20 protein-coding genes and 1 pseudogene are annotated in these 23,957 nt (G+C 46.2%); 15 read left to right on the plus strand and 6 right to left on the minus strand.

Annotated elements, in window-relative coordinates; genetic code table 11:
- The first annotated feature begins 143 nt into the window (after positions 1 to 143).
- On the plus strand, positions 144 to 1,295 hold the full coding sequence (locus KSP24_RS22370; protein ID WP_216976790.1) for a response regulator: 1,152 nt from the start codon (positions 144 to 146) through the stop codon (positions 1,293 to 1,295).
- 143 nt (positions 1,296 to 1,438) lie between these two features.
- On the opposite strand, the gene rpoN is transcribed toward KSP24_RS22370, so the two are convergent.
- A complete protein-coding gene (gene rpoN / locus KSP24_RS22375) occupies positions 1,439 to 2,755 on the minus strand; it encodes an RNA polymerase factor sigma-54 (protein WP_040102292.1) in 1,317 nt (438 codons plus the stop codon).
- 254 nt (positions 2,756 to 3,009) lie between these two features.
- On the opposite strand from rpoN, the gene KSP24_RS22380 reads away from it, so the two are divergent.
- The 5 genes from KSP24_RS22380 to manZ all read left to right on the plus strand — a co-directional run bounded on the left by KSP24_RS22380 (position 3,010) and on the right by manZ (position 8,568).
- Positions 3,010 to 5,802 carry a sigma-54-dependent transcriptional regulator gene (locus tag KSP24_RS22380; protein ID WP_216976792.1) on the plus strand — a complete coding sequence of 931 codons (2,793 nt, stop codon included), beginning with the start codon at positions 3,010 to 3,012 and terminating at the stop codon, positions 5,800 to 5,802.
- 199 nt (positions 5,803 to 6,001) lie between these two features.
- Positions 6,002 to 6,421, plus strand: a complete 420-nt coding sequence (locus KSP24_RS22385) for a PTS sugar transporter subunit IIA (protein WP_216976794.1) — start codon at positions 6,002 to 6,004, stop codon at positions 6,419 to 6,421.
- Between the two features lie 2 nt (positions 6,422 to 6,423).
- Positions 6,424 to 6,912: a mannose/fructose/sorbose PTS transporter subunit IIB gene (locus tag KSP24_RS22390; protein ID WP_013369100.1), complete on the plus strand. Its 489-nt coding sequence runs from the start codon at positions 6,424 to 6,426 to the stop codon at positions 6,910 to 6,912.
- A gap of 31 nt (positions 6,913 to 6,943) precedes the next feature.
- Complete coding sequence (locus tag KSP24_RS22395) at positions 6,944 to 7,714, plus strand: PTS mannose/fructose/sorbose transporter subunit IIC (RefSeq protein WP_013369101.1); 771 nt, start codon at positions 6,944 to 6,946, stop codon at positions 7,712 to 7,714.
- Positions 7,715 to 7,725: 11 nt separating this feature from the next.
- Positions 7,726 to 8,568: a PTS mannose transporter subunit IID gene (manZ, locus tag KSP24_RS22400; RefSeq protein ID WP_269203258.1), complete on the plus strand. Its 843-nt coding sequence runs from the start codon at positions 7,726 to 7,728 to the stop codon at positions 8,566 to 8,568.
- Positions 8,569 to 9,299: 731 nt separating this feature from the next.
- Here manZ and KSP24_RS22405 read toward each other — a convergent pair.
- Positions 9,300 to 11,102 (minus strand): alpha-glycosidase, encoded by a 1,803-nt coding sequence (locus KSP24_RS22405; RefSeq protein ID WP_216976796.1) that lies wholly within the window; start codon positions 11,100 to 11,102, stop codon positions 9,300 to 9,302.
- 150 nt (positions 11,103 to 11,252) lie between these two features.
- Between KSP24_RS22405 and KSP24_RS22410 the strand changes: the two genes are divergently transcribed.
- From KSP24_RS22410 to KSP24_RS22430, 5 genes are read left to right on the plus strand one after another with little or no spacing between them, the layout of a single operon-like run.
- Positions 11,253 to 11,927 (plus strand): response regulator transcription factor, encoded by a 675-nt coding sequence (locus KSP24_RS22410; RefSeq protein ID WP_165083853.1) that lies wholly within the window; start codon positions 11,253 to 11,255, stop codon positions 11,925 to 11,927.
- Positions 11,927 to 13,357 carry a HAMP domain-containing sensor histidine kinase gene (locus KSP24_RS22415; protein ID WP_216976798.1) on the plus strand — a complete coding sequence of 477 codons (1,431 nt, stop codon included), beginning with the start codon at positions 11,927 to 11,929 and terminating at the stop codon, positions 13,355 to 13,357. The genes KSP24_RS22410 and KSP24_RS22415 overlap by 1 nt, the downstream gene beginning before the upstream one ends.
- Positions 13,358 to 13,416: 59 nt before the next feature.
- Positions 13,417 to 14,334 carry an ABC transporter ATP-binding protein gene (locus KSP24_RS22420; RefSeq protein ID WP_013369106.1) on the plus strand — a complete coding sequence of 306 codons (918 nt, stop codon included), beginning with the start codon at positions 13,417 to 13,419 and terminating at the stop codon, positions 14,332 to 14,334.
- Positions 14,331 to 15,047: an ABC transporter permease gene (locus KSP24_RS22425; RefSeq protein ID WP_064962231.1), complete on the plus strand. Its 717-nt coding sequence runs from the start codon at positions 14,331 to 14,333 to the stop codon at positions 15,045 to 15,047. The genes KSP24_RS22420 and KSP24_RS22425 overlap by 4 nt, the downstream gene beginning before the upstream one ends.
- A complete protein-coding gene (locus KSP24_RS22430; protein WP_064962232.1) occupies positions 15,047 to 15,775 on the plus strand; it encodes an ABC transporter permease in 729 nt (242 codons plus the stop codon). The genes KSP24_RS22425 and KSP24_RS22430 overlap by 1 nt, the downstream gene beginning before the upstream one ends.
- Before the next feature lie 104 nt (positions 15,776 to 15,879).
- On the opposite strand, the gene KSP24_RS22435 is transcribed toward KSP24_RS22430, so the two are convergent.
- Positions 15,880 to 16,836 carry an L-lactate dehydrogenase gene (locus tag KSP24_RS22435; protein WP_064962233.1) on the minus strand — a complete coding sequence of 319 codons (957 nt, stop codon included), beginning with the start codon at positions 16,834 to 16,836 and terminating at the stop codon, positions 15,880 to 15,882.
- Between the two features lie 539 nt (positions 16,837 to 17,375).
- Here KSP24_RS22435 and KSP24_RS22440 point away from each other — a divergent pair.
- The 3 genes from KSP24_RS22440 to KSP24_RS22450 all read left to right on the plus strand — a co-directional run bounded on the left by KSP24_RS22440 (position 17,376) and on the right by KSP24_RS22450 (position 19,367).
- Positions 17,376 to 18,191 carry a MerR family transcriptional regulator gene (locus KSP24_RS22440; protein WP_216976800.1) on the plus strand — a complete coding sequence of 272 codons (816 nt, stop codon included), beginning with the start codon at positions 17,376 to 17,378 and terminating at the stop codon, positions 18,189 to 18,191.
- A gap of 360 nt (positions 18,192 to 18,551) precedes the next feature.
- The gene (locus KSP24_RS22445; protein WP_064962235.1) at positions 18,552 to 19,133 is read left to right on the plus strand and encodes an RNA 2'-phosphotransferase; all 582 of its coding nucleotides are present in this window, start codon (positions 18,552 to 18,554) and stop codon (positions 19,131 to 19,133) included.
- Positions 19,134 to 19,247: 114 nt separating this feature from the next.
- Positions 19,248 to 19,367: a hypothetical protein gene (locus KSP24_RS22450; protein WP_013369112.1), complete on the plus strand. Its 120-nt coding sequence runs from the start codon at positions 19,248 to 19,250 to the stop codon at positions 19,365 to 19,367.
- 223 nt (positions 19,368 to 19,590) lie between these two features.
- Here the strand turns inward: KSP24_RS22450 and gntK are convergent, their stop codons facing one another.
- Together gntK and KSP24_RS22460 are read right to left on the minus strand one after the other, a co-directional pair.
- Positions 19,591 to 21,138, minus strand: a complete 1,548-nt coding sequence (gene gntK, locus KSP24_RS22455; protein WP_216976802.1) for a gluconokinase — start codon at positions 21,136 to 21,138, stop codon at positions 19,591 to 19,593.
- Positions 21,139 to 21,377: 239 nt separating this feature from the next.
- Positions 21,378 to 22,074, minus strand: a pseudogene (locus tag KSP24_RS22460) (GntR family transcriptional regulator).
- Between the two features lie 192 nt (positions 22,075 to 22,266).
- Here KSP24_RS22460 and map point away from each other — a divergent pair.
- On the plus strand, positions 22,267 to 23,013 hold the full coding sequence (gene map / locus KSP24_RS22465; RefSeq protein WP_216976804.1) for a type I methionyl aminopeptidase: 747 nt from the start codon (positions 22,267 to 22,269) through the stop codon (positions 23,011 to 23,013).
- A 280-nt stretch (positions 23,014 to 23,293) separates the two neighbouring features.
- Here the strand turns inward: map and KSP24_RS25690 are convergent, their stop codons facing one another.
- Positions 23,294 to 23,521 (minus strand): SDR family oxidoreductase, encoded by a 228-nt coding sequence (locus KSP24_RS25690; RefSeq protein WP_367949377.1) that lies wholly within the window; start codon positions 23,519 to 23,521, stop codon positions 23,294 to 23,296.
- Positions 23,522 to 23,957 lie beyond the last annotated feature (436 nt).

Genomic DNA, 23,957 nt, shown 5'->3' on the forward strand with positions numbered 1-23,957 from the left:
ACATCGGCCAGAAAAGCTAATGTCGCGCCCGAGTTTATACGATATATAAAATATTAGAAATTAAAAATCGGATGATAAAGCAGATAGCCTGGTCATAGAGCATTGTGATGGATGGTTGCAGCAAGAAGGGGGCGCGGACACAGATGAAGGCGATATTGATTGATGATGAGAGGTCGGCATTAACCTACCTGGAACGGTTGCTGGAGGCGGACGGACGATTAACGGTTATGGGCAAATATACGTCTGCACAAGCCGGGTTGGATCATCTGGCGGCAGAACGTGTGGATATTGTTTTTATAGATATCGGAATGCCGGAGATGAACGGACTGGAGGCTGCCGAGTGGATTCAACAGCTGGACTCGCATATTCATATCGTCTTTGTGACTGCGTACTCGGAATATGCTATTGAAGCATTCGAACTGCAAGCACTGGATTACTTGTTGAAACCTGTTCATGCCCGGCGGCTTAATAAAACGTTAGATCGGATTGTAGCCACGCTGGCAGATTCCCGTCCTTCCAGCTCGGTCGTCGTAGCAGAGCAATTACCCAAAGTGCGTTGTTTTCAAAAGCTTGAAATTTCGGAGGATGGACAAGGAGCCGCGGGAGCAAAGCCATTCAAATGGCGTACACTAAAGTCGCAGGAGCTATTCTCCTTTTTACTACATCATGAAGGAGAATGGGTTAGCAAGGAGCAATTGCTGGATGCGCTGTGGCCCGAATATCATTTGGACAAGGCTGTTGTTCATCTACACACGTCCATTTACCAAATCCGCAAGGCGTTGAAAGAACGGATGCAAGATACGAAGCTGGAATACAACTTGGATCGCTATCGTTTGAATCGTAATGGCTGGGTTACAGATGTGGAGCTATTCGAGCGGGGCATTTCCGAGTGGGCGGCGTCTGGTAGCGGCGGTACACCGCGTATCGAGAGCCTGTTGGCTCTGTACCGTGGCAATTATCTGGAGGAGCACGATTACCCATGGGCGTATGCAAAAAGAGAAAAACTACGCAATATGTATCTGGCATGTGCTTCAGAACTGGCTAAGGAAGAGCTTCGTTCAGGTCGTGCCCGGCAGTCTATCCAGCGCTTGCTCAGCCTACAACAGAGGGAGCCTTACTCAGATGATATCTGTGGTCTGCTGCTGACAGCCTATGCCCAGTTGGGCGAGTATACAGCTGCTCAAAAGCATTATGAAAGCTTCGTCAGCTTACTGGAAGATGAGTTGGGTATTGAGCCACATCAGGTTACACACCAGTTGTACGTGCAATTGAAAACACAGACGCTACCTGCGTAGACTGCTGTACTCGCTCAGGTCATATGAATAGGCCAACCAGAGGTTACTGGTTGGCCTATTCTCTATTGGAGATTCTACGAGGGAGGCAGCCGGTAGAATGTGATAGCGCTGCTTCTTGGTTTTCACAATCGCTTGCTGAAGTTTTAATACACTTTTCTCCTGGCGGAGGATAAATACCCCAATTCTTCTCGGTATTTGGCTACCGTTCTGCGTGACAGCTCTAGTCCTTCCTTTGCCATCAGTTCTGTGATTGCCTGATCTGAAAATGGTTTTTGCTTCTCTTCACCGTCGATGATCTGCTTTATCCGCATTTTTGCGCTCTCTGATGAAGTAGCATCTCCGTCTTTCGATCCTAGGGCGGAGGTGAAGAAATATTTGAGTTCAAACAATCCACGGGGCGTCTGCATGTATTTATTACTGACCGCCCGGCTGATCGTGGATTCATGCAGGCCGGTTATTTCAGCAATCTCCTTTTGGGTCATCGATTTCAGATGATAAACGCCATGCTCAAAAAATTCCCGCTGCCTATCAACAATAGCCTGGGCCACACGCATCAGGGTCAGGCGGCGCTGCTCAAGGCTATGAATAAGCCATAATGCCGTATTCATCTTCTCACGAAGAAATCGTTTCTCTTCCTCCATAGCCGGCTTTCGAAGCATACTTTGGTAAAAAGGATTAATCCCGACGCGTGGGACTGTGATATCATTAACTGTCACAATGTAGTCGTTTTTAAATTTCTCCACTGAGATATCTGCTATATGATGCTGGCGTTCATATGGAGCAAATGCCGCTCCCGGACAAGGATTCAGCTTGCGTATCTGATCGGTAATTTGTTGTACCATGTGAATGTCGATCCCCAGAGCATCTGCGATTTTTTGTATGCGGTTACATGAAAGATTGACCATGTGATGTCGCACGATTTCTTCCAGATAAACATCATCATTCCCGGCATATCGCAGCTGCAAAAGAAGGCATTCCTCCAGACTGCGGGCAGCGATTCCTGCCGGTTCAAAGCCTTGAATCAGGGCAAGTATATTTTCAACCTCATCGGTGGGGACGTCAAGTATTCCGGCAACTGTATTTACATCCAGCTCAAGGTAGCCTTTTTCATTTAAATTCCCAATCAGAAACATGCCAATCATCTGTTGTAGCCTGGATAGCCCGCTGACCATCCCAAGCTGCGCTTTAAGATGTCTATATAAATTATCTGCGGGATTAGAGACAAAATCCAGAAGGTCTACCGGATTATCATTTTTTCGTGGCGAATATTCTTCTTCTGTATTGATTCTTTCGATGGACATGTCGATCTCTGTCAAATCAATGATCGGATTTTCATTTGCTTGCTCATGAAGATATGACATCAGATCGACCGAAGAATATTGAAGAATCGTGATGGCTTGTCGTAATTCTGGAGTCATAGCCAGCCTGAATGTTTGCTCTTGCTGTAATCCGTAGCGCATTATTTTATCTCAGCTCCTTACTGGGAAACAAAAATAACTTTTTATGCAGCTTATTCGTGAAGCTTATGCAATTATACTGCCAACCTTTGATCTTGGAAAAGAAGTGAATGGAATGGGCTGAATTTGAGTTTTGGATAGATTCAATAAAAAGGGTATCAGATTAATGATTAACTTGTCAGTTTATTTTCTTGTAGAGGATTATTTCTTTTTTTATATACTAATTAAATAAGAACTAGTCAGCATGGGGGAATACCGTGAAACGAATTGATGAGATCTTAAAGTATATTGCCAATGGTACAAAGAAACTGTCGGTAGAGGCCTTGCAGGACGGCGGTGGAATTACGGCTGCGGAAATAGCCGATCAACAGAATATGTTAAGAAATAATGTAAGCAAGGAGCTTAATAGTCTACTTCGCGCCGACTTGATTATTAAAATCAAGGGGAGACCCGTCAAGTTTTTGCACAAGCAGGTGATCGAGGAGACCTTTCGGGTTCAGCTTAAAGAGAAACAAATCCAAGTCAACAGCATTCATGAAATATTGCTGCCTGGAGAGCAAGTGGATCCGTTTCACGCCTTAATCGGTTTCATGGGGAGTATGAGAAACCAGGTTGAGCAGGGAAAAGCGGCAATATTATACCCGCCGAAGGGCTTACATACGCTGATTGTGGGGCAGACTGGCGTTGGGAAAACAATGTTCGCTAGGTTGATGTATAATTATGGTAAATATATGAAGCGTTTTTCAGAGCAAGCACCGTTTATCGTATTTAACTGCGCTGATTATTACAATAACCCTCAACTGCTACTCTCCCACATTTTTGGTCATGTAAAAGGAGCATTTACCGGGGCTGATCGGGAGAAAGAGGGGCTGGTTGAGAAAGCGGATGGGGGCATCCTGTTTTTGGATGAGATTCATCGGCTGCCCCCAGAAGGCCAAGAAATGATATTTTATTTCATGGACACGAACAGTTACAACAAATTGGGCGAGTCGGAGCGCAAGCGGGAAGCGAATGTGCTGCTCATCGGCGCTACGACCGAAGATCCCGGTTCTTCTATGTTGAAAACCTTTATCAGACGGATACCGATTACGATCAACATTCCTTCCTTGCAAGAGCGGACCGTTGAGGAGCGGTTTTTGATCCTGAAGCATCTCTTTGCAAACGAAGCCCATCGTGTGAACAAGCCCATTAGGGTTGAATTGGAAACTGTAAAAGCACTGATTGGCAGCGTAACCTATGGCAATATCGGTCAGTTGAAATCGAACATTCAGCTTGTGTGTGCCAAAGGATTTTTGAACAGCATACATGAAAATAAGGAAGAGATTGAACTTGATTTTAAAATTTTGCCCGGAAATATCAAGGAAGGTCTATTTAATATGGGGAAGAACCGCAAGGAGATTGCCGAAATGGAGATGGTCAACTCCTCGCTGTATATTACTCCTGAAGGCAGCAAAGGAATGGATGAAGCAGACGCTTCTGAACTGCCGTTCAACCTGTACAAATTGATTGAAGACAAGATAGGGATGCTCAAAGAAGAAGGACTCGATGACAGTTTTATCAATAAGTTTATAACTACAGATGTCAATATTCACATCAAAAGTTTCTATAACCGATTTTATAACATTAAAGGGGGACGGGAACGGATTCTTAAGATCGTAGGCAGAAATATTCTGGAGTTCGCTGAACAGGTGCAAGAGATGGCTCAAAAAGAATTGAATAGAAATTACAGTGACAGGTTTGTTTATGCCTTCAGTCTTCATTTGAGTGCCTTCTTAAAGCGAATCCGGGAGAAAAAATATGTCAGTAAACAAATCTATGATCCGATGAATGATCAGGATGAAGAATACAGACTGGCACTTATTATCAAGGATTTGATCGAGTCCAAGTTTGAAGTCAACGTACCCGATGCCGAGACTACCTATGTGGCGATTCTTCTGAAATCGGTAGAAGAGGAGCACCAGGGAAATGTGGGAATCATTGTAGCTGCACATGGCAACAGTACGGCAAGCAGTGTCGTTAGCGTTGTCGACAGCCTGCTGGGAAGCTCAAATATTTGCGCAGTAGACATGCCTTTGGATGTTAGTCCTAGAGAAATCCTGGAAGTTATTGTGGATAAAGTGAAGGACATTGACAATGGCAGAGGCGTATTGCTGCTGGTTGATATGGGCTCCTTGCTCAATCTTGAAGCAACCATTATGGAACGTGTCGGGATTAAGGTGAAGACTATCGATATGGTTTCAACCCCGCTTGTGTTGGAGGCTGTGCGAAAGGCCAGTATTTTTGATATGAATATAGAGGAAATTTATCAATCTTTGAAGGATTTTCGTGGATATAACACTGGAAATGCTGGAGTGAAAGCGGAAAAGACCAGTAATAAGGTAATCGTGACGGTCTGTTCCTCCGGCAAAGGTGCCGCCGCCAAGCTAAAGGAGTTTGTAGAGAAGGTTGTTTATGACTTAACCGAAGAGAAAATAGTTGTTGTACCGGCAAAGGTCAGGGAATTGGATAAAGTGGTGAAGGATTTACGGGCCAAGCATACGCTTCTTGCGGTGATTGGGGTTAAGCGGCCAAGCGAGCTCAATGTACCGTTTATCCCTTTGGAAAAACTGATCGAGGCAAGCGGTGAACAGGCATTAAGAGAATTGTTGCTCAACAATCAGTTGCCTGTTATGCATGAACACGGAAGCGTGGTCGTAAGAGATCTATGTGAGGATACGCTAAAGGAGTTTATGACTTATTTGAATCCTCACAAAATTTTGGGGATTTTGATGAAATTTATCGAGCAGCTGGAACAGGAACTGGAGGCTGATTTCCATTATGCAAAGAAGGTTCAGCTTGCTGTTCATACGGCTCATGCGCTGGAACGAATGGTCATTGGAGAAGGGCTAGTGTATCAGGAGGATGTATCCTTGCTTGACCAACGATTAATCGATGTGGTGAACCGTTCCTGCAATATATTTGCCTCCAGTATTAACATTAAGCTGACTAATGATGAAAAATATTATATTTGCGAAATCCTAAGCGAAGTATATAACTGTATCCCCAAGTAGTGGCGCAAGTGTATAAAACGATGCTGGATGTGTATTAATCATGCGGATAAGGATAATAAGTAGTTGATGAGAAAAGACCAAATTCCCGGAGCAGCCGAGGGTTTGGTCTTTTTTTTGATAGTTAATCGCATCATACAGAATCTTGGCATGAGACTTGCATATAAGTATAGGCGAAGGATGCAAGGAGGGGGTGAAACAAATGATAGGTGTTATTGTTGGCACTCATGGAAAATTTTCCGAAGAGATCCTAAGATCCACGGAAATGATTTTCGGCCATCTGGAAAATGTGGTGGGTGTAACGTTTGAACCAGGTGAAAGTGTTAACGGACTTGTTGAGAAGTACAAAGCGGCCTTGGAAACAATTGATTGGACGGACGGATTGATTTTTCTCGTCGATTTGTTTGGTGGCAGTCCCTATAATGCGGCCAGTAGGATTGTGGCCAGGTATGAAAAAATGGGCATTGTAACAGGGGTAAACCTGCCAATGATCGTAGACCTGCTGACCAATAGAGGGCTGGAGAACGTGGAGAATCTGAGTGATCTGGCCATCCGTGCGGGTCAGGATTCAATGAAGTCTTTTCGTGTCATCCGGGACATACAAACAGAGGAGGAATTATAGGTATGGAAATATCATTTGTTCGTATTGATGACCGTCTGATTCATGGTCAGGTGGCTACTGTGTGGGTGAAGGAAACGAAGTGTAACAAAATTATCGCCGTCAGCAATGAGGTCGCTGCGGATACGCTGCGCAAAACCTTATTGTTACAAGTGGCGCCGCCAGGGATTAAAGCTTATGTTGTCACGATTGCGAAAGCGATTGAAGCTTATAACAATCCTAAATATAACGATTTCAAGACCTTGTTCCTGTTTACCAATCCCACGGATGTACTGCGGGTTGTAGAAGGTGGGGTACCGTTTACATCGGTAAATGTAGGTGGAATGTGCTTCAAAGAAGGCAAAACACAAATTACCGGAGCAGTGTCCGTAGACAAGCAGGATGTAGAGGCATTTTATAAATTGCACGAAAAGGGGATAGAACTGGAGATTAGAAAAGTGGCCAGTGATCCTAAAATTAATTTGATTAACAAGCTCCAAAATGTCCAGTTTTAACAACACGTACGCATAAGAGAGGGGGTCAAACATGAGTGTTTTTGAAATCGTAATGGTCACGCTGGTTGCAGCCATTTGCGGAATGGGCAGTGTTTTGGATGAAGGACAGACTCATCGTCCTATAGTTGCGTGTACACTGATCGGTCTGGTCCTGGGAGATCTCAAAACCGGTATTATTCTAGGCGGTACGCTGGAATTATTGGCTTTGGGCTGGATGAATGTCGGAGCGTCCATGGCTCCGGATGCGGCTTTGGCCAGTGTAGTCTCAACCATATTGGTTATTGTCGGGCACCAATCGATCGGTGCGGGAATTGCCGTTGCGATTCCGATTGCGGCTGGCGGACAAGTGTTAACTATCTTTGTTAGAACGATTACCGTGTTCTTTCAGCATCTGGCAGATAAATATGCCGAATCTTCAAATTTCAAAGGAATTGAATTATGTCACTTCATAGCCCTCCTTCTTCAGGGATTACGTGTCGCTTTGCCTGCCGTATTGGTGGCTATTGCAGCAGAAACCGGTCTAGTTACGACTTTGCTGGATGCCATCCCGGAGGTCATTACAAAAGGGCTGCAAATTGCAGGGGGATTCATCGTCGTTGTAGGATATGCCATGGTTATTAACATGATGGCAGCCAAATATCTGATGCCTTTCTTTTTCTTGGGCTTTGTCATCGCGGCATTTACAAGCATCAATCTGGTTGGCTTTGGAATCATGGGAGCGGTTCTGGCTCTGCTGTATATCCAGCTCAATCCCAAATATAGCCAGCGCAAAGATCAAGTGGGTGAAATTGAAGAGCTCTAAAGAAATTCTTAATGAAAGAGTGGGGTACTATGGAAGAAAAAAAGTTGACCAAAAGCGATTTAAACAAAATGTTTTTCCGTTCATGGTTCCTGCTGGGCTCGTTTAATTTTGAGCGTATGCAGTCGATTGGTTTTTGTGTCACCTTGATTCCGGCAATCAAGCGGCTATACAGCAAGAAGGAAGACCAAAAAGAAGCACTAAAGCGGCATTTGGAGTTTTTTAATACTCAACCGTTTATCTCTGCACCGATTATGGGGGTAACGGCCGCTATGGAGGAGCAGAAAGCCAATGGACAGCCGATTGATAATGCTACCATAAGTGGCGTGAAAGTTGGCTTAATGGGACCTTTGGCTGGAGTAGGGGATCCTATCTTCTGGGGAACATTACGCCCCGTTCTGGCTGCATTAGGAGCTTCCATTGCGTTGTCCGGAAGCGTTATCGGGCCTGTCCTATTTTTCTTGCTCTTTAATGTTATTCGCCTGGCTACCAAGTGGTACGGACTGAAATACGGCTACCAAAAAGGGACGGAGATTGTGTCCGACATGTCCGGAAACCGACTGCAAAAGCTTACGGAATCGGCCTCCATCCTGGGACTATTTGTTATGGGCGCACTCGTATCTAAATGGACTACTCTGAATATACCACTCGAAGTATCCCGATATACCCGTTCGGATGGAGTAGAGGTTGTTACGACGATACAGATGATTCTGGATCAATTGATACCTGGACTGTTACCTCTTTTGCTGACTTTTTTATGCATGAGACTGCTCAAAAAGAAAGTGAATGCTATAGCTCTGATTTTTGCTTTATTCGCAATAGGAATTATTGGATACGCTCTTGGTGTATTGGCTTAAGCCAATTTGTAAAGTGATCCGGTCAAGCAATCGTCGCTGACCGGCAACCTGCCGCTTAACTTGTAAACGCTTTAAATTTTACTGATTAAAATATTCAATCATCTACAAGCGAATCTGCAAGCGCTCAACGATAGTCATGAAAGGCTACTGGCTTGTTGAAAACTGACATAAGCAATGATTCTCTATCATTAATCATTACAGGCTCAATGATGGTTTTAAAGCCACATTGAGCCTGTAAAAGCAGGTTCCGCTCTTTTGCTGTTAGTATGTTCGTTGTAATTTTTTGGATGATCTTGCAAGATCGGGTGCTAATCGCCTCTTTTCTCTATGATCTGATATTCGCCGAGACCTGTTTTCTTCAGTGGCATATGCATATAGCATATCTCTTCACAGTTAGGTCATATTGAGAGGTTTATGAAGCCACGAAGACTTAAGGAGGCCATGGCATTGGGAAAAAGGAGACGAACTGGCTTTAAGGGCAAAAGAATTAGGGTGGACGTTAGACAATCTTCTTCAGCTCAAACAGGACAAGGCGGTAACCCCATTTCTATCAATGCGTCGGATGTTGGGGTAGTAAGAACAGATGTCCAAAATAAATAATCAGCTTGTACAAAGAGCTATGTCCTCAACGTAAAAAGATCGCCGGGAATAAGTTAGATAACTTGTTCCCGGCGATCTCAATTTTCCCCATAGTTCGCAGGTATCTTCATCAGCATCCGCGTCTACATAGCCTATGCCTTGCTTTGCGTCTTGTCGTCAACTTCTTTTGCAGAGTTGACTGACCGTGCAGGCGCTGCCTTCAGCACAGTATATCCGTAAGGTGGAAGCTCGGCATGCAGCCCCTTCGCTCCTACGGACCACTGGCCTTCGCCAAAGGCTAATTGCCATTCCTGCTCTGGAATGGACAATTCAAAAGTGTGATCCTCATCGGAACGGTTGAGCAGCACAAGCAACACTTCTTCGTCGCTGCGCCGCTCGTAGGCGAGTGAAGCGCCCTCCGGTTGTGCCTCCAGGAAAGTGATGCTTCCTTGATCACGAAGGACAGGGTGCGCCTTGCGAAGAGCGATCATCTCACGATAAAAGTTGAACAGCTCGTGGTCCTGCTTGTCGGTATCCCACTCCATGCACTGGCGGCAGCCTGGATCGGCATCTCCATCCAGGCCGATTTCATCGCCGTAAAAAATGCAGGGTGCGCCCATATACGTGAACTGGAACAAAGCAGCCAGCCGCATCAGTTGCTTGTCGCCCCCGCACAGCGTCAGTAGGCGCGGTGTATCATGGCTATCCAGCAGATTAAAGGCAACCTCGGATGCCTGCTGCGGATAGCGGGCAAGCTGGCGTCCAATGGCGAAGGCGAAGCTCTGGGCATCGGTCACTTTTTTGACGAAAAAATCATTCACCGCATAGGTGAACGGATAATTCATCGTCGCATCGAATTGATCGCCCTGAAGCCATTCTGATGATTCGTTCCACATTTCACCCAAAATGTACGCCTCCGGATTAGCCTGCTTGACCGTCGTACGGAATTCACGCCAAAAGGCGTGGTCTACCTCATCTGCCACATCCAGTCGCCAGCCGTCGATACCGACCTCTTCAATCCAATGCTTTGCCACATTCAGCAGGTACCTTTTCACCTCAGGATGTTCCGTGTTCAGCTTGGGCATCATCGGTTCAAGCCCGAATGTATCGTAGGTCGGGGTGCCATCGACCACTTCCAGCGGAAAGCTATGAACATGGAACCAGTCCTTGTAAGGTGAGGCTTCGCCTTTTTCCAGTACATCCACGAACGGTTTAAAGGTACGTCCTGAATGGTTGAACACCGCATCGAGTAGTACCCGGATTCCCCGATCGTGGCAGGCCTCCACCAGCCTTTTTAATATCTTTTTGTCCCCGAAGTGCGGGTCTACCTCCATATAATCCTCAGTATCATATTTATGATTGGTCGTCGCCTTGAAGACAGGAGTCATATATATGGCGTTGATCCCCAACTCGCTCAGATGATCCAGATGATCGAGAATCCCTTGTAAATCGCCACCGAAAAAATTGTCTCTTTGCGGTGTGCCACCCCAGTCCTCAGCATCTTCCGGGCTAATGGAGGGGTCACCATTGGCAAAGCGTTCCGGGAAAATCTGATAAAATACAGCATCCTTCACCCATGCGGGTGGCTTCAAAATATCAATCGGATTTAAAAACGGATATTGGAACAGACTGTCTGCATTTTGAGGTTCCTCGGTCGTGAAATCGTCCTCGTCCATCCAAATTCGTTCCTCGCCATCTTCCAGCAAAAATCCATATTTCAGCCGACGGTGAGTAGGCTTTACAGTACATTCGTAGTAATCGAACCTGCCATCGGTGGCAAATTTGGACATCGGAATAAGCTGCCGAGTACGATCCCAGTCGTACTTATCTACGGTAAGAACATGAACAGAAGTCAGGTCATTTTTCTTTGCACGAAGCCGTAAAATTATCGTTTCATCATCATAACCAAAAGCCCAATTATGTTTCGGGTGGTGGTATATCGCTTCCAGCAGCATCTGATAGGCCTCCTTGTTCACCTGCATTCAAATTTGAAATTGTGAAGCGTATGTCGTATAAGGTAGTTATTAACCTTTTTAAGTGGGTTATGTACCATAAATGCTATAATGCCCATTACATAAAAGAAAAACGATAAGTAGGTGTCTATTATGAAAACAAATGTGCTATACATCGAAGATGACCAAGATATTGGTGCTTGGACGCATCAGTATTTAGAAGAGCGAAATTACGCTGTAACCTGGCTTCGCAGCGGGGATGGGGCTGTGGAGGCAGCTCGTACGTGCCAGCTCGTGATTCTGGATGTGATGTTACCCGGTCTGGATGGGTTCACCATTGGGAAGCGGCTCAAGAAAGAGTACCCGGAGCTTCCCATTCTCATGTTGTCTGCCCGTACATCCATTGACGATAAGCTGCAAGGATTGGATTTTGCTGATGATTATGTGACAAAGCCCTTTCACCCCGATGAACTCATAGCACGTATGGAAATTTTGCTGCGGCGATCAGGAAGCGTATCCGAAGAATCTCTACAACTGGGGCATCTGTCTGTGTTTCCTCCAGATAATCGTATTGTAAATCGTGATACCGGGGAGGAAATTACGCTGACAGGCAAGCAATATCATATTTTTGCTTATTTGCTGCGGCATTTGGGCCAGATTATGACGAAGGAACAAATGTATGAGGCGGTGTGGGGAGATCCGTATATCGACGGAGACAAAACCTTGATGGTCCACATCCGGCACTTGCGGGAAAAGCTGGAGATTGATCCTGCCACACCCCGTATCATTGAGACGATCCGTGGTGTAGGTTATCGGGTGAAGGCATAATGAACGGTATGCGTAAAAGGTGGACAGGATTACATCTCAACTCCCGTCCAGGTCAGGGAGGGCGGTTTCGTAATTCATTGTTGTTCCGCTATCTGGTCATTATTGTGTTTGCTATGGTGCTGTTGCCCATTGTATTGCCTGTTACAACCTTAATATATAGCATTCTGTTGAATTTGCAGACGGATATCAAGCCTACGAATCCTTACTATCCCTCTACGACCCATACTGAAAATAGCTGGCACCGAGAAGCTATAGCTTTGAAGGGGGCTAATCCAGAGCAAATCTCAGCCCATCTGCGTAAAATACAGCAAAATATGTTCCCGGATTCACAAATATTTTGGGTCGATACCGCAGGGTTAACCAGGCTGGAGCTGCCGACACAACCTAACATTCCAAAACAATGGAGCGCAGCGCAGGCTATAGCTTTTATGAAGCAAGCCAGCTATGATGGGCCGTTTACAGTCGTGGCCTTTATCGGCGGGGGCAAGGATGATGTGAATCAGGGCTATATGGTATTAAAGGTGCCCCGTTCGTTTTTTGAACAGTCGTCTACTGATAATGGCATGTTGATGTACTATCTCCTTTTTATTCTATTGGTTCTGGGAGCCTTTATATTCGTATCTCTTCTGTTTTTTGGAGGCATTCGGCGGAGGTTGTTGCAGCTTCAGGCCGCCATGTCGCAGCGAGGAGAGGATGGGTTACCCATCCTCGTTGCCACCGGTCGCCCGGATGAAATCGGCAAACTGGAGGAAGCTTTTAATCGGATGGTCGAACAGTTGGCAGAGAGCCGAGGACGTGAGCGTCAGGAGGAGGAACTGCGGAAGAGGCTGGTCGCTGATCTGTCACACGATATTCGAACACCGCTTACGGTTGTGCGCAGTCATCTGTATACACTGGATGCAGAAAACCTGAGCAGCAGAGGGAAGCAGTCGATTACACTAATGGAAAATAAGTTAAAAGACCTTGGAAGTCTGATCGACAACTTGCTGACCTATAATCTCCTATCTAGTGGCAAATACACCATGAATAACGAACCGCGTGATATTTTGCGGCTGGTGCGCGAGTGTGCGGCCAGCTGGTATCCGGTGTGGGAAAAGGAAGGCTTTGAAGTGGATATCGATCTGCCCGAGCATAGTATGGTGTGGAATGTCGACGAGCAGGGCTTCCGCCGTCTGCTGGATAATCTTTTTCAAAATGTAGTTCGTCATGCTGCCTCAGGCCGGTATATTGGTATTCAAGTTCAGAAGGATAACGGGAGAGAGGCATTGGTCATTGCAGATAAAGGCCCGGGAATGGAACGGCAATCCAGTGAAAAAGGAGCTGGAATTGGCCTGGCGATCACAGAACTATTGGCTCGCGAAATGAATTTGGAGAGGGAGATTTGCAGTTCATCGGCCGGGACACGAATCTGTTTTTTAAACAAAACTTAAACTCAGTGTTCCCTTGGCTTTAAACTTGGCGCGTTACGATAGGTGTCGAGGTGAGGAACTTGAACGAATCAATCATTGAAACGAACAGTCTCAGCAAAATTTACAAAGGCCGCGCCGCGGTTAATCAGCTGGACCTGAAAATAGCACGGGGAGATATTTACGGATTTCTCGGACCCAATGGAGCAGGGAAAACGACAACGATCCGCATGCTACTTGGGCTTATTCGCCCAACTCGAGGAACGATCCGTATATTCGGCAAAGATATCCGCAGACATAGACTGGATATTTTGCGTAAAGTCGGTTCGTTGGTAGAGTATCCTTCGTATTATGGTCATTTGAATGCCGTCGAAAATCTGGAGGCTATTCGTCGTATTTTGAATGTGCCGAAAGAGAACATTGCGGAAGTATTGGAGGTCGTTCGGCTGACCAAGCACGCTAAACGCCCGGTTAAAGGTTACTCGCTGGGCATGAAGCAGAGACTTGGTATCGCAGCAGCCCTGCTCGGCAATCCCGAAGTGCTTATTCTGGACGAGCCAACGAATGGCTTGGACCCCGAGGGCATTCAGGAAATGCGCGAATTGATCCAGGCGATGCCCAAGCAGCGGGGGATCACTGTACTGGTATCCAGCCATTTGCTGAGTGAGGTAGAGCATATGGCTAATACCGTCGGCATTATTCGTGAAGGACAACTGGTTTTCCAAAATACAATTCACAATCTCCGTCAGGAGTCCGCAGGGGGGATTCGGATCGTAGTATCGGAGCCGGAAGCAGCCCAATTGATTGCACGTGAACAGGGCTACCATTCAGTGAAGGACGGGTCAGCGCTGGATTTTGACAACATGAATGATGCAGCTGTTGCGCTGCTAGTTAGAAGATTAGTTGAAAACACACATGCCGTATATCGTGTGGAGGAACGCCGCAAATCGTTGGAGGATATGTTCATGCAGGTGGTGGGCAAAGGAGGGGGCTCCCTATGATGCTGCGAGCGTTGACAGCGGATCTGCTCAAAGCACGCAGAAAGGGAATCTGGTTCCTGGTCTTCCTCGGTCCTCTTGGGCTGGTGGCGATGCAGGGACTGAACTTTGGGCTCCGCTATGACTATCTGATTCCGCGATACAAGGGCCGCTTATGGGAAAGTTTGATGGATAACATCGCACTGTTTGTTCCCCTTGCACTTGTGTTAGGAGCCACGATGGTCGCTTCCATGTTGGCGAATGTGGAGCATACCTCTAACTCCTGGAAGCAGCTGTTGGCTTTGCCTATTTCCAAATTTAGTGTTTATATGGCAAAGCTAACACTGGCCATTGGAATGCTGTGCGTGTCCTGCCTACTCTTGACGGTAGGGACTTGGACCTTGGGGATGCTTCTTGGCTTTGGGGGAGAGCCAGCACCGATAGGGGAGCTACTACGGCTCGGGTTTTGGCCCTTAGGCGGCACGCTGCCTATACTCGTATTGTTGTTGTGGCTAACGGTCACGTTCCATAATCAAGCTCTGCCTGTAACACTGGGCATTACGTTAGGCATTGGCAGCTTATTCGCTTCCCAACTGTCCGAATGGTTTCCGCTGGCTTGGCCGCAATTCGCATGGGTTGCGCCACAAGCGTGGATATTCGCGTTTATCGGATGCGCAACAGGTATAATTCTCAGCCTGCTGACCGCAGCTCATTTTAGCCGAAAGGATGTGGCGTAATGTTCGGAGGATACGTACGGTTACTTTCTGTCGAACGCCTGAAAATGGCGAAATCGCCCGTCTGGCTGCTTGCGCTCGTCAGCCCGGCGATTGCCGTCCTAGTTGGTTTACTGGCGAATCCGGGAGGAAACTGGCTGTTGCTGTTGGCTGCCATGCTTACAATACATGCAATGCTGTTCCTGCCGATGCTGACCGCCGTGTTTGGGTCTCTAGTCTGCCGTTTCGAGCATGGGGGCGGCGGCTGGAAGCAGCTGATGTCATTGCCGTTGTCCCGCACGGGTCTGTACGCAGCCAAGCTGACCATCATTATGGCTATGGTCGGACTGACTCAGCTGCTGTTCGGAGGAGCGCTGCTGGGTGTTGGAGCTGTGCAGGGGATGAACGGGCCGATTCCTTGGACCGTGATCGCCCAAAGCCTGCTTGCAGGCTGGGTTGCTTGTCTGCCGCTGGCCGCCCTGCAATTGCTGGTGTCCTTTTTGTGGTCTAGCTTTGCTGCACCGCTTGCTTTGAATTTCGTCTTCACCGTGCCCAATATGCTGATCGCCAACTCTCAGACCTATGCTCCGTATTATCCGTGGGTACAACCTTTATTGGCGATGATGCCGAGTGGGGGAGACGACTTCGGGGCGTTCATGGTGCCAACGGATACACTCTTGATGGTGGTACTGGGTAGCTTTGTCCTGTTTGCGTTGGCTGGCCTGACGATATTTCGTTATAAAGAGATATAAGACGAAATATAGGAACTGTAAAAGCTCCTTGCCCTAAATGAAGGCAAGGAGCTTTTTTACTGTACCCAGGTTCGTGTTCTGAATAAGGTACTAGCTCTATGGGCTTACACTAAGTCTGAAATGGCGCGAATATTTTCGCTGATCAGGTGGCAAGAGGCGTCGAACTTGGCTTGTTCTTCTGGGCTCAGCTCAAGTTCGATGATCTCCTGAATTCCTTTACTGCCAATGATTGCCGGAACGCCCGTGCAGACATCAGTGTGTCCATACTCGCCGTCCAATACGGCAGAGATCGCTATAATTTTACCGTCGTCATTTAAGATGGAACGGGTAATGTAAGCCAGCGCATTGGCAATACCAAAATAAGTGGCACCTTTGCGGGTGAAAATCTCCCAACCGGCATCCCTTGTTTTACGGGCGATGTCATCCAGATCAACGTGTCTGAATCGTTCCTTATGCTGACGCAAAATGTGCAAGAGCGGCTTGCCGCCAATCGTGACGTGTGACCAGGCCACGAATTGGGATTCGCCATGCTCGCCCAAGGCATACCCCTGCACACTGCGTGGATCTATAGAAAATACCTCAGAAAGCAACGTCTTGAGTCGGGATGAGTCAATAGAGGTGCCTGTGCCGATCACCTTATTACGCGGCAGACCGGATATACTCTGCACCAGATAAGTAACAATGTCGACAGGATTAGCGGCAATAACGAAAATACCGTCGAAACCGCCCTCCATAATAGCTGTCACAATCTCTCTGGTGATATGCACGGCATCGTCCAATACAGACAAGCGGTCTTGGCCGGGCTTAGGGTTAGATCCAGCTGTTATAATCACAACATCCATATCCGTGCAGTCTGCATATGTGCCTGCACGGACCTTGGTGCGTGTAGACGTAAAATCCATACAATGGGACAGATCCAGTGCATGGGCTAAAGCTCGGTCATACGTGCGGTCAATCATCATGATTTCATCACAAATGGACTGATTGACCATTGAGTAGGCACAGCTCGAACCGACCATTCCCGCGCCGACAATCGCTACTTTCCTTGCCTTCCCCTTCATTTATGTTTCCTCCTCGTTCCAGCGAACGTTAATATGCTACAAATTATGCCTGAAATCCATTTTACGTTACATAACATAACATATTGCTGATCTTTTGAAAATATCCATTTTTTTGCCCTCATTCCGATAAATTAAAAACGAAAGGTGAGTAGGGAGAGCTATTTAGGAATAATTAAAGAATAAGCGAGGATTATCAATATTCTTTTAGGGGAGAGCAGGCTAGAATATATCCATTTATTTATAAATGGTTTTCGTATAAACCATAACATGGACCATACTCATGGAAGAAATGTTGCCATAAAAATATTGAAAGTATGGCATTTTAGGTGACGCCTCTTAAAGAGCCTCAAGAGTATACAGTGTAGGGGCGTTCTCAGCGATGTCGCTTCTTGTATTTTTATAATGTATTCGTTTATGACAAAGGTTCTTAGTAGTCTGCATTATTAGAACATTTTTGCCAAAGGATTTCCAATGGTTTCCGCGAATTCTACATATACAAGCTTATTTCTTTCCATACCATCCGGGGAGGTAATGATTAAATGGAAGAAAGCAAGTCGACGACGGAAGCAGCAAAGCAACTGGGAATTGGGGCGAGTACCCTTCGTAAATATGCAGCGGCGCTGGAGGAACAGGGATACGTGTTTCAGCGTTCCGCTAATCAGTCGAGAATGTTCAGTGCTGAGGATGTTGATTGTTTGAAGGTGATGCGGAGGGCGTTGCGTGAGCAGCATATGACGATGGAGCAATCCGTTCAGGTGGTACTTGAGCGAATAACCGCTCCCTTCCAACTGGAGGATGAAGAATTCCGCTTGCCACCTATCTCGGATGCTGAGTCACTGACCGCAACCTGGCAAGAAATAATGGCGGCGGCTGAGAACAGAGAAGAGACAGTCGTGCAGGAGCAAGCTGCTGCTACGGTTGAGCTGACAGAGTTAGAGGATGAAATGAGCGTTCAGGAATTGTCGGAGGAACCCATGCAACCGCAGGAGCAGCTTCAGACTTTGACATCAGCCATTGAATATAGATTGGAGCAAGCACCTGTATCCGTACAAACACAGGAGTCTGTAGAGCCGCAAGAGCTGGCGCAGATGCAGGATATGGTGCAAACCGCTTTGTCGGAAATGCGGAGCCGTTTGGAGGAACTGGAAGCAGAGCATAGCCGTTTGGTGGAGAAGAATGTTAGCTTATCTAACCAACTGGAGGATCATAAACGTTGGATGAAAGAAAGGGTCGAGGAAGAACGGGATCGGCAGTTAATCACTAATTTACGTACCTACCAGGGCCGGCAACGCAAAACGCGCAGTTCGCTGTTGTCCTGGCTCGGTCTGACACCGCGTAGCCGTAGAGAGGCTTAACTAACATTATCTTGTCTAATAAGACCATCAGACCTAATCGGTTCTGATGGTCTTTTGGCGTATTGTGTTTGTTCGCTTTGAGGTACGAGGCGTTGGGGCCTGACCTACGTTGAAGATTACTAATTCCCGATTTAATATTGAAAAGTATAAAGAAGGGATAAGAGGAATCCTTAATTTTATGTAGAAATATCTTTTAATCTACAAAGTTCAATGGCTTATTCTTTGAAATCACAGTAAAAAACAATCAGAAGCGGTCGTTCAGAATTATCAAGATCATGACGAGAATGTATTTAACATCATTTAGAAGAATACATTCAAATAAAAAGATGAAACTCTTTTGTTAAAGGCAGGAGAAATTCGATGAAGAAACAAACGGAAGATATGAAGCTAAGTAAAATAATGAGCAAAATGCTGCGACACAAGCCTGAGGAATCCGGGCTTAAGTTAGACATTACAGATGGCTCCTGTACTGTAGAACACTTACTTCAAATCATTCAAAGCTTGCCAGGCTGGTCAGGTATAAAGCAGACTGATATTGAGCGGATCGTACGCAATTCAGATAAGCAGCGTTTTGAAATCCATAACGGTAGAATCAGAGCTAGATATGGACATAGCTATCAAAAGATAGAGTATACTCCCGGGAATCCACCAGATGTGCTATACCATGGTACGAATAAGCAGGCATTGCCATTTATTATGGCAGATGGTTTAGATCCTGTTGGCAGACAGTATGTACATTTATCCGAAAGCACTAACTTTGCAGCATTGGCAGGGAGCCGAAGAGGTGAATTGGTCATGCTCAAGGTAAACACGATTAAAGCAAGAGAAGAGGGGATCGCGTTTTATTATGCAGGGCATGAGGTGTGGCTTGCCGAGTGGATTCCTTGGGAATTGTGCAGTATTGATGATGAAGAAAGCAACAGTGGAGAGGTTAATACATAATGCTAGTCCCCAAAATAAACAGGCATTCGCCGCAAAAATGGGGGAATGCCCCCTTACGCATTAGGTCAGGTCTACATACAATGATCCTGTAAATGAGCGAAGGGAGTGTTGTAAATGAGTCATATGTGCGGAGTAGGCGGTATGGGTTGCGGTGTAGGTGCCTGGACCTCTGTAGGGGCGATTCTGGTACTGTTTATTTTGCTGGTGATCATCTCTAAAACCCTGTTTCTGTAATTTATGTAATTTCGGTTATAGCCGATTTCCTGTAAAATACACTGATGTTGCTCTACATGACGAAGGGCGCACAACAATAAAGCGAAGACCCTTGATGAGAAGGGTCTTCGCTTTATAAGTTTAAGGAGCCTGTGGCTTCGCTGTTTGGTTTACATTATATTTCGTCACTGTTTTCTGTGGTGTGGATAGGAATTGGTGTAATGACGATGTTTATTCTTGTAACTCAAGACTGTAGGGACTTGGCCTGAAATTCTGCAATATCCTTGAACTCTTCTTCAAATTTACGGGAAATGCGAATATAGATCGGCAGTAAATCGCGATAGATATCTACATGCTCTGCCGCAGGTTTATGCTGATGAGTGGTGCCGATCATACCGGATACTGCATCTAGCGAGTCAATTCGCCCTAACGCGTACAAGCCTAGAATAGCTGCACCTAGACATGAGCTTTCCAGACTTTCGGGAATAATGACTTCCTGGTCGAAAATATCCGCCATGAGCTGTCTCCATAGCTCCGAGCGTGCAAATCCACCCGTGGCATGAATGACTGACGGTCTGTCGATGACTTCTTCCATAGCGAGCATGACTGTATACAGATTGAACAGTACGCCCTCCAGTGCGGCGCGAATCATGTGCTCTTTTTTGTGCCGCAGGGACAGGCCGAAGAAGGAGCCGCGCGCATTTGGGTCCCACAGAGGAGCGCGTTCGCCGGATAGATACGGAAGGAAAAGCAGACCGTCCGAGCCGGGACGCACCTGTTCCGCGATTTGGGTCAGTACATGATACGGATCAATTCCCAAGCGTTTGGCAGTTTCCACCTCAGAGGCTGCAAATTCATCCCGTATCCAGCGGAAAACGATACCGCCGTTGTTCACCGGGCCGCCGATGACCCACAGCTTTTCGGTCAAGGCGTAACAGAAAAAGCGCCCTTTGGCATCGGTGAGAGGCTTATCAACTACAGTACGGATGGCTCCGCTGGTGCCGATGGTAACAGCGACAACTCCAGGTTTGATTGCATTCACACCGAGGTTGGATAAGACACCGTCACTGGCTCCGATCACAAAAGGAGTCGTCTCCAGCAGGCCCATGTCATGTGCATAGGCTGCGTCAAGCCCTTTTAGCACATGAGTTGTCGGCACCAGTTCGGACAGCTGCTCCTCCGTCACACCTGCAATAGTGAGCGCTTCCTCGTCCCAATCCAGCTGCTTCAAATTCATGAGTCCGGTAGCGGAGGCGATCGAGTGATCCACGACATATTGGTGGAATAACCGGGCAAAGACATATTCCTTTATAGAAATGAATTTGTACGTCTGGGCCGCAACATCTGGTAAATCTCGTGTAATCCACATCAGTTTCGTCAGCGGTGACATGGGGTGAATGGGCGTTCCAGTGCGTAAGTAAATATCGTGTCCATTGTATTTGTGTTTGAGCGCTTCAGCCCATTTGGCACTACGGTTATCTGCCCAAGTGATGGAGGCGGTCAGTGGTTTACCGTTCTTGTCTACCGCCAGTACGCTGTGCATAGCCGAACTAAAGGAGACGAACAGCACATGTTCGGCGGGTACTCCGCTTTGTGTCATGACCTCTTGCACCGTCGTTACGACAGCTTTGAAAATATCTTCAGGGTCCTGTTCTGCCGCATCTGGCTCAGGTGTATGGAGTGGATAGCCCACATGATACTGCGCGGCAATATTGCCGTTTTCTTCGAAAAGCACTGCCTTGGTACTGGTTGTGCCAATATCGACGCCGATCATATATCGGGTTTCAGTCATATTCATTCTCCTCTTCACTTACCTTATTAGCTCATTATCGTTAAATTAACACATTCAGCAGCATAATCAAACCGAAAGCGACCAGGGAGAGGATGGTTCCATAACATTCAAAAGAATGAAGGCAACAATATGTATAGATAAATGTATACTTGTCGACAATTGAGTCTAAAAAAAGAGCCGCGTCAGCTGGAGCACGCATAAAGACGCGGTACATTTGCTCTTTGCCAAGCATATTGCAACTAGGATAATGTCTTTCTATAGGAGGACAAAACGCTATCGTTAACCGCGTTGCGGGTGTCTCGATAATGTTCCTCGATAAGTCGTGAAAACTCCTGAGCATTCGCTTGTTTTAAAGCATTTGCAAAGGTGCGGTGCTTGCGAATTGTGACTTGAGATTCTTCGATGTTAGACGCAAATCGTTGTTCTGTCGCAGCCAGCATAACTGTCAGGATCAACTGTCTCATACCATTCCAGGTATGGAGAATACGGGTATGGCCTGCTTCCAGAACCAGAGCTTCATGAAAATTAAAATCCTGAAGAGAAAATTCAGCGATATCCCTGTGCTTGAGAGCGACTTCCATTTTGTCGATCATCTGATTTAAAGTGGTTACCAATATGCTATTATCCTTATGTACATACCTTTGAACAACAAAATGCTCAATCAGCATTCGTACGTCGAATAGCTCCTCCATATCACTGGGTGTCATACCGATCACAACCGCCCCCCATGCGCTCCAAACGGATAAGTCCTTCGCCTGAGAGCGCCTTCATGGCTTCACGCACAGGAGAACGACTGGTACCAAAATCGGTAGCAATCTGATTCTCAGATAGAACAGTGCCGGGTGTCTGCATACCGCGTATAATCTGAAGTCGGAGTTCACAAGCAATCCTCTCTCCAAGCGATGCGCCCTGTAACCAGGTTGTTGGATATTTCATAGAATACTCCTATCTTGCAAATAATTTTGCATACTTGTATACAAATTATGGAGTATTATAAACCCCGTTTAAGCCCCTGTAAACGGTATCAATTGACATCGGTTCCATTTCACTGCTTTTAGCGTTACAATAGAAACAGAAAAAAGAAACAGTGAAAAGTGGAACGAACACGGATAAGAAGGAGAACGTTTAATGATTATCATTAAAACCAAAGAACAAATTGAAAATATGAAAAAAGCCGGCGAAATTTTGGCTGCCTGCCACCGGGAAATTGCCAAAATGATTAAGCCGGGTATTACGACACTGGAAATCGACGCCTTTGCAGAATCATTTATGAAGAAGTACGGCGCAACGCCGGAGCAAAAGGGTTATAACGGCTACCAGTTTGCAACTTGTGGTTCACCTAATGATGTGATTTGCCACGGCTTTCCTAACAAAACACCATTGAAGGACGGCGACATCGTGACGATCGACATGGTTGTGAACCTGAATGGCTGGTTGGCAGATTCTGCTTGGTCGTACGCGGTAGGGAATGTGTCTGAGCAGGCACAAAAGCTGTTGGACGTTACCAAAGAGTCTCTGTATAAAGGGATTGAGCAAGCTGTTGTTGGTAATCGGATCGGGGATATTTCCCATGCGATCCAAACTTACGCGGAAGCGGAAGGCTTCTCGGTCGTACGCGAATTTATTGGGCATGGCATCGGGGAAGAAATGCATGAGCAACCGCAGGTTCCACATTACGGACCTCCGCACCGTGGACCACGCTTGAAAGAGGGCATGGTCATTACAATTGAGCCGATGCTCAACACAGGCACATACCGTAGTAAAATTGATGCGGACGGCTGGACCGCGCGTACGTTGGACGGCGGTTTGTCGGCACAATACGAGCATACGCTGGCAATTACAGCAGACGGTCCAATCATTTTGACCCAGCAATAAAAGCAGGCATCCATCAGTAACGTACAGACTAACGAATTAAATAAGTAGACATATTACAGAAAAGAGGCTGTCCAAAGGACAGCCTCTTTTACCACGTGCATTCTATAAAAGAATTCTCTGACGCGGATTAGTTCTGTAAGTGGACTGTATTTCACGGTTCTGCATGTAGTGAGAATGACCGGCTGACAACCTATGGAAGAAGGCTACTTTTCTGCTGAAGAAAAGAAGAGCCTGATGCTGACGGTGATGGGAAAGCATATATGTGAAATATACAAGGGTGCTATTTTTTTGGGTAAGTAATTTTAAAAAGTACCAAGCCAACATCAAGCGTTAATGTTGATCCAATTATATAGGAAGCTTCGTCAGAGAGAATCAAGCGATACCTTTTGCAACTGCTGGATCGCCAGCTCGCTTCATTGGTAAGACCTTGAATTGCATGTTTTGATGCCACGTAAGCGCCGTATGCCGGAAATGCTTTCAGACCAGCAATGGAAGAACCATTAACAATTGACCCTCCGCCATTTTAGCATTTGTTGGATCTCGATTTTCATGCTCCAATATACACTTAAATGCATTAGTTTTATGGAATTCAAAAACAAGGTCATTATCTGACTTTAGCTAATGATGCTTGCTCTAAAGCAATTGCCTGCATGCAATAGATCCAGTTAAATACTCATGTTGTCTATAATGAAGAAAAACAAATTCAAAGGTTTAATGGATACAGTTGTAGAACTGATGTTGAAAAAGTCGGTTGGTGGTTATTAACTGGAATTTTTTACATGTTGTAATCAGTAAAGCTAAATGGTATATTATTTGAGCTGACAACAAAACAGCCGTTTCGAAAAAGAATAACTAGGGCGAAACAATCTTCGAAAAGAAGAAAAAAATAACCCTTGCATTTTTGAAATGAACATGATATGATCTTATAGCTGCTGAAAAACGCA

It is taken from the genome of Paenibacillus sp. AK121, assembly GCF_019042715.1.
Lineage (GTDB): Bacteria > Bacillota > Bacilli > Paenibacillales > Paenibacillaceae > Paenibacillus > Paenibacillus polymyxa_C.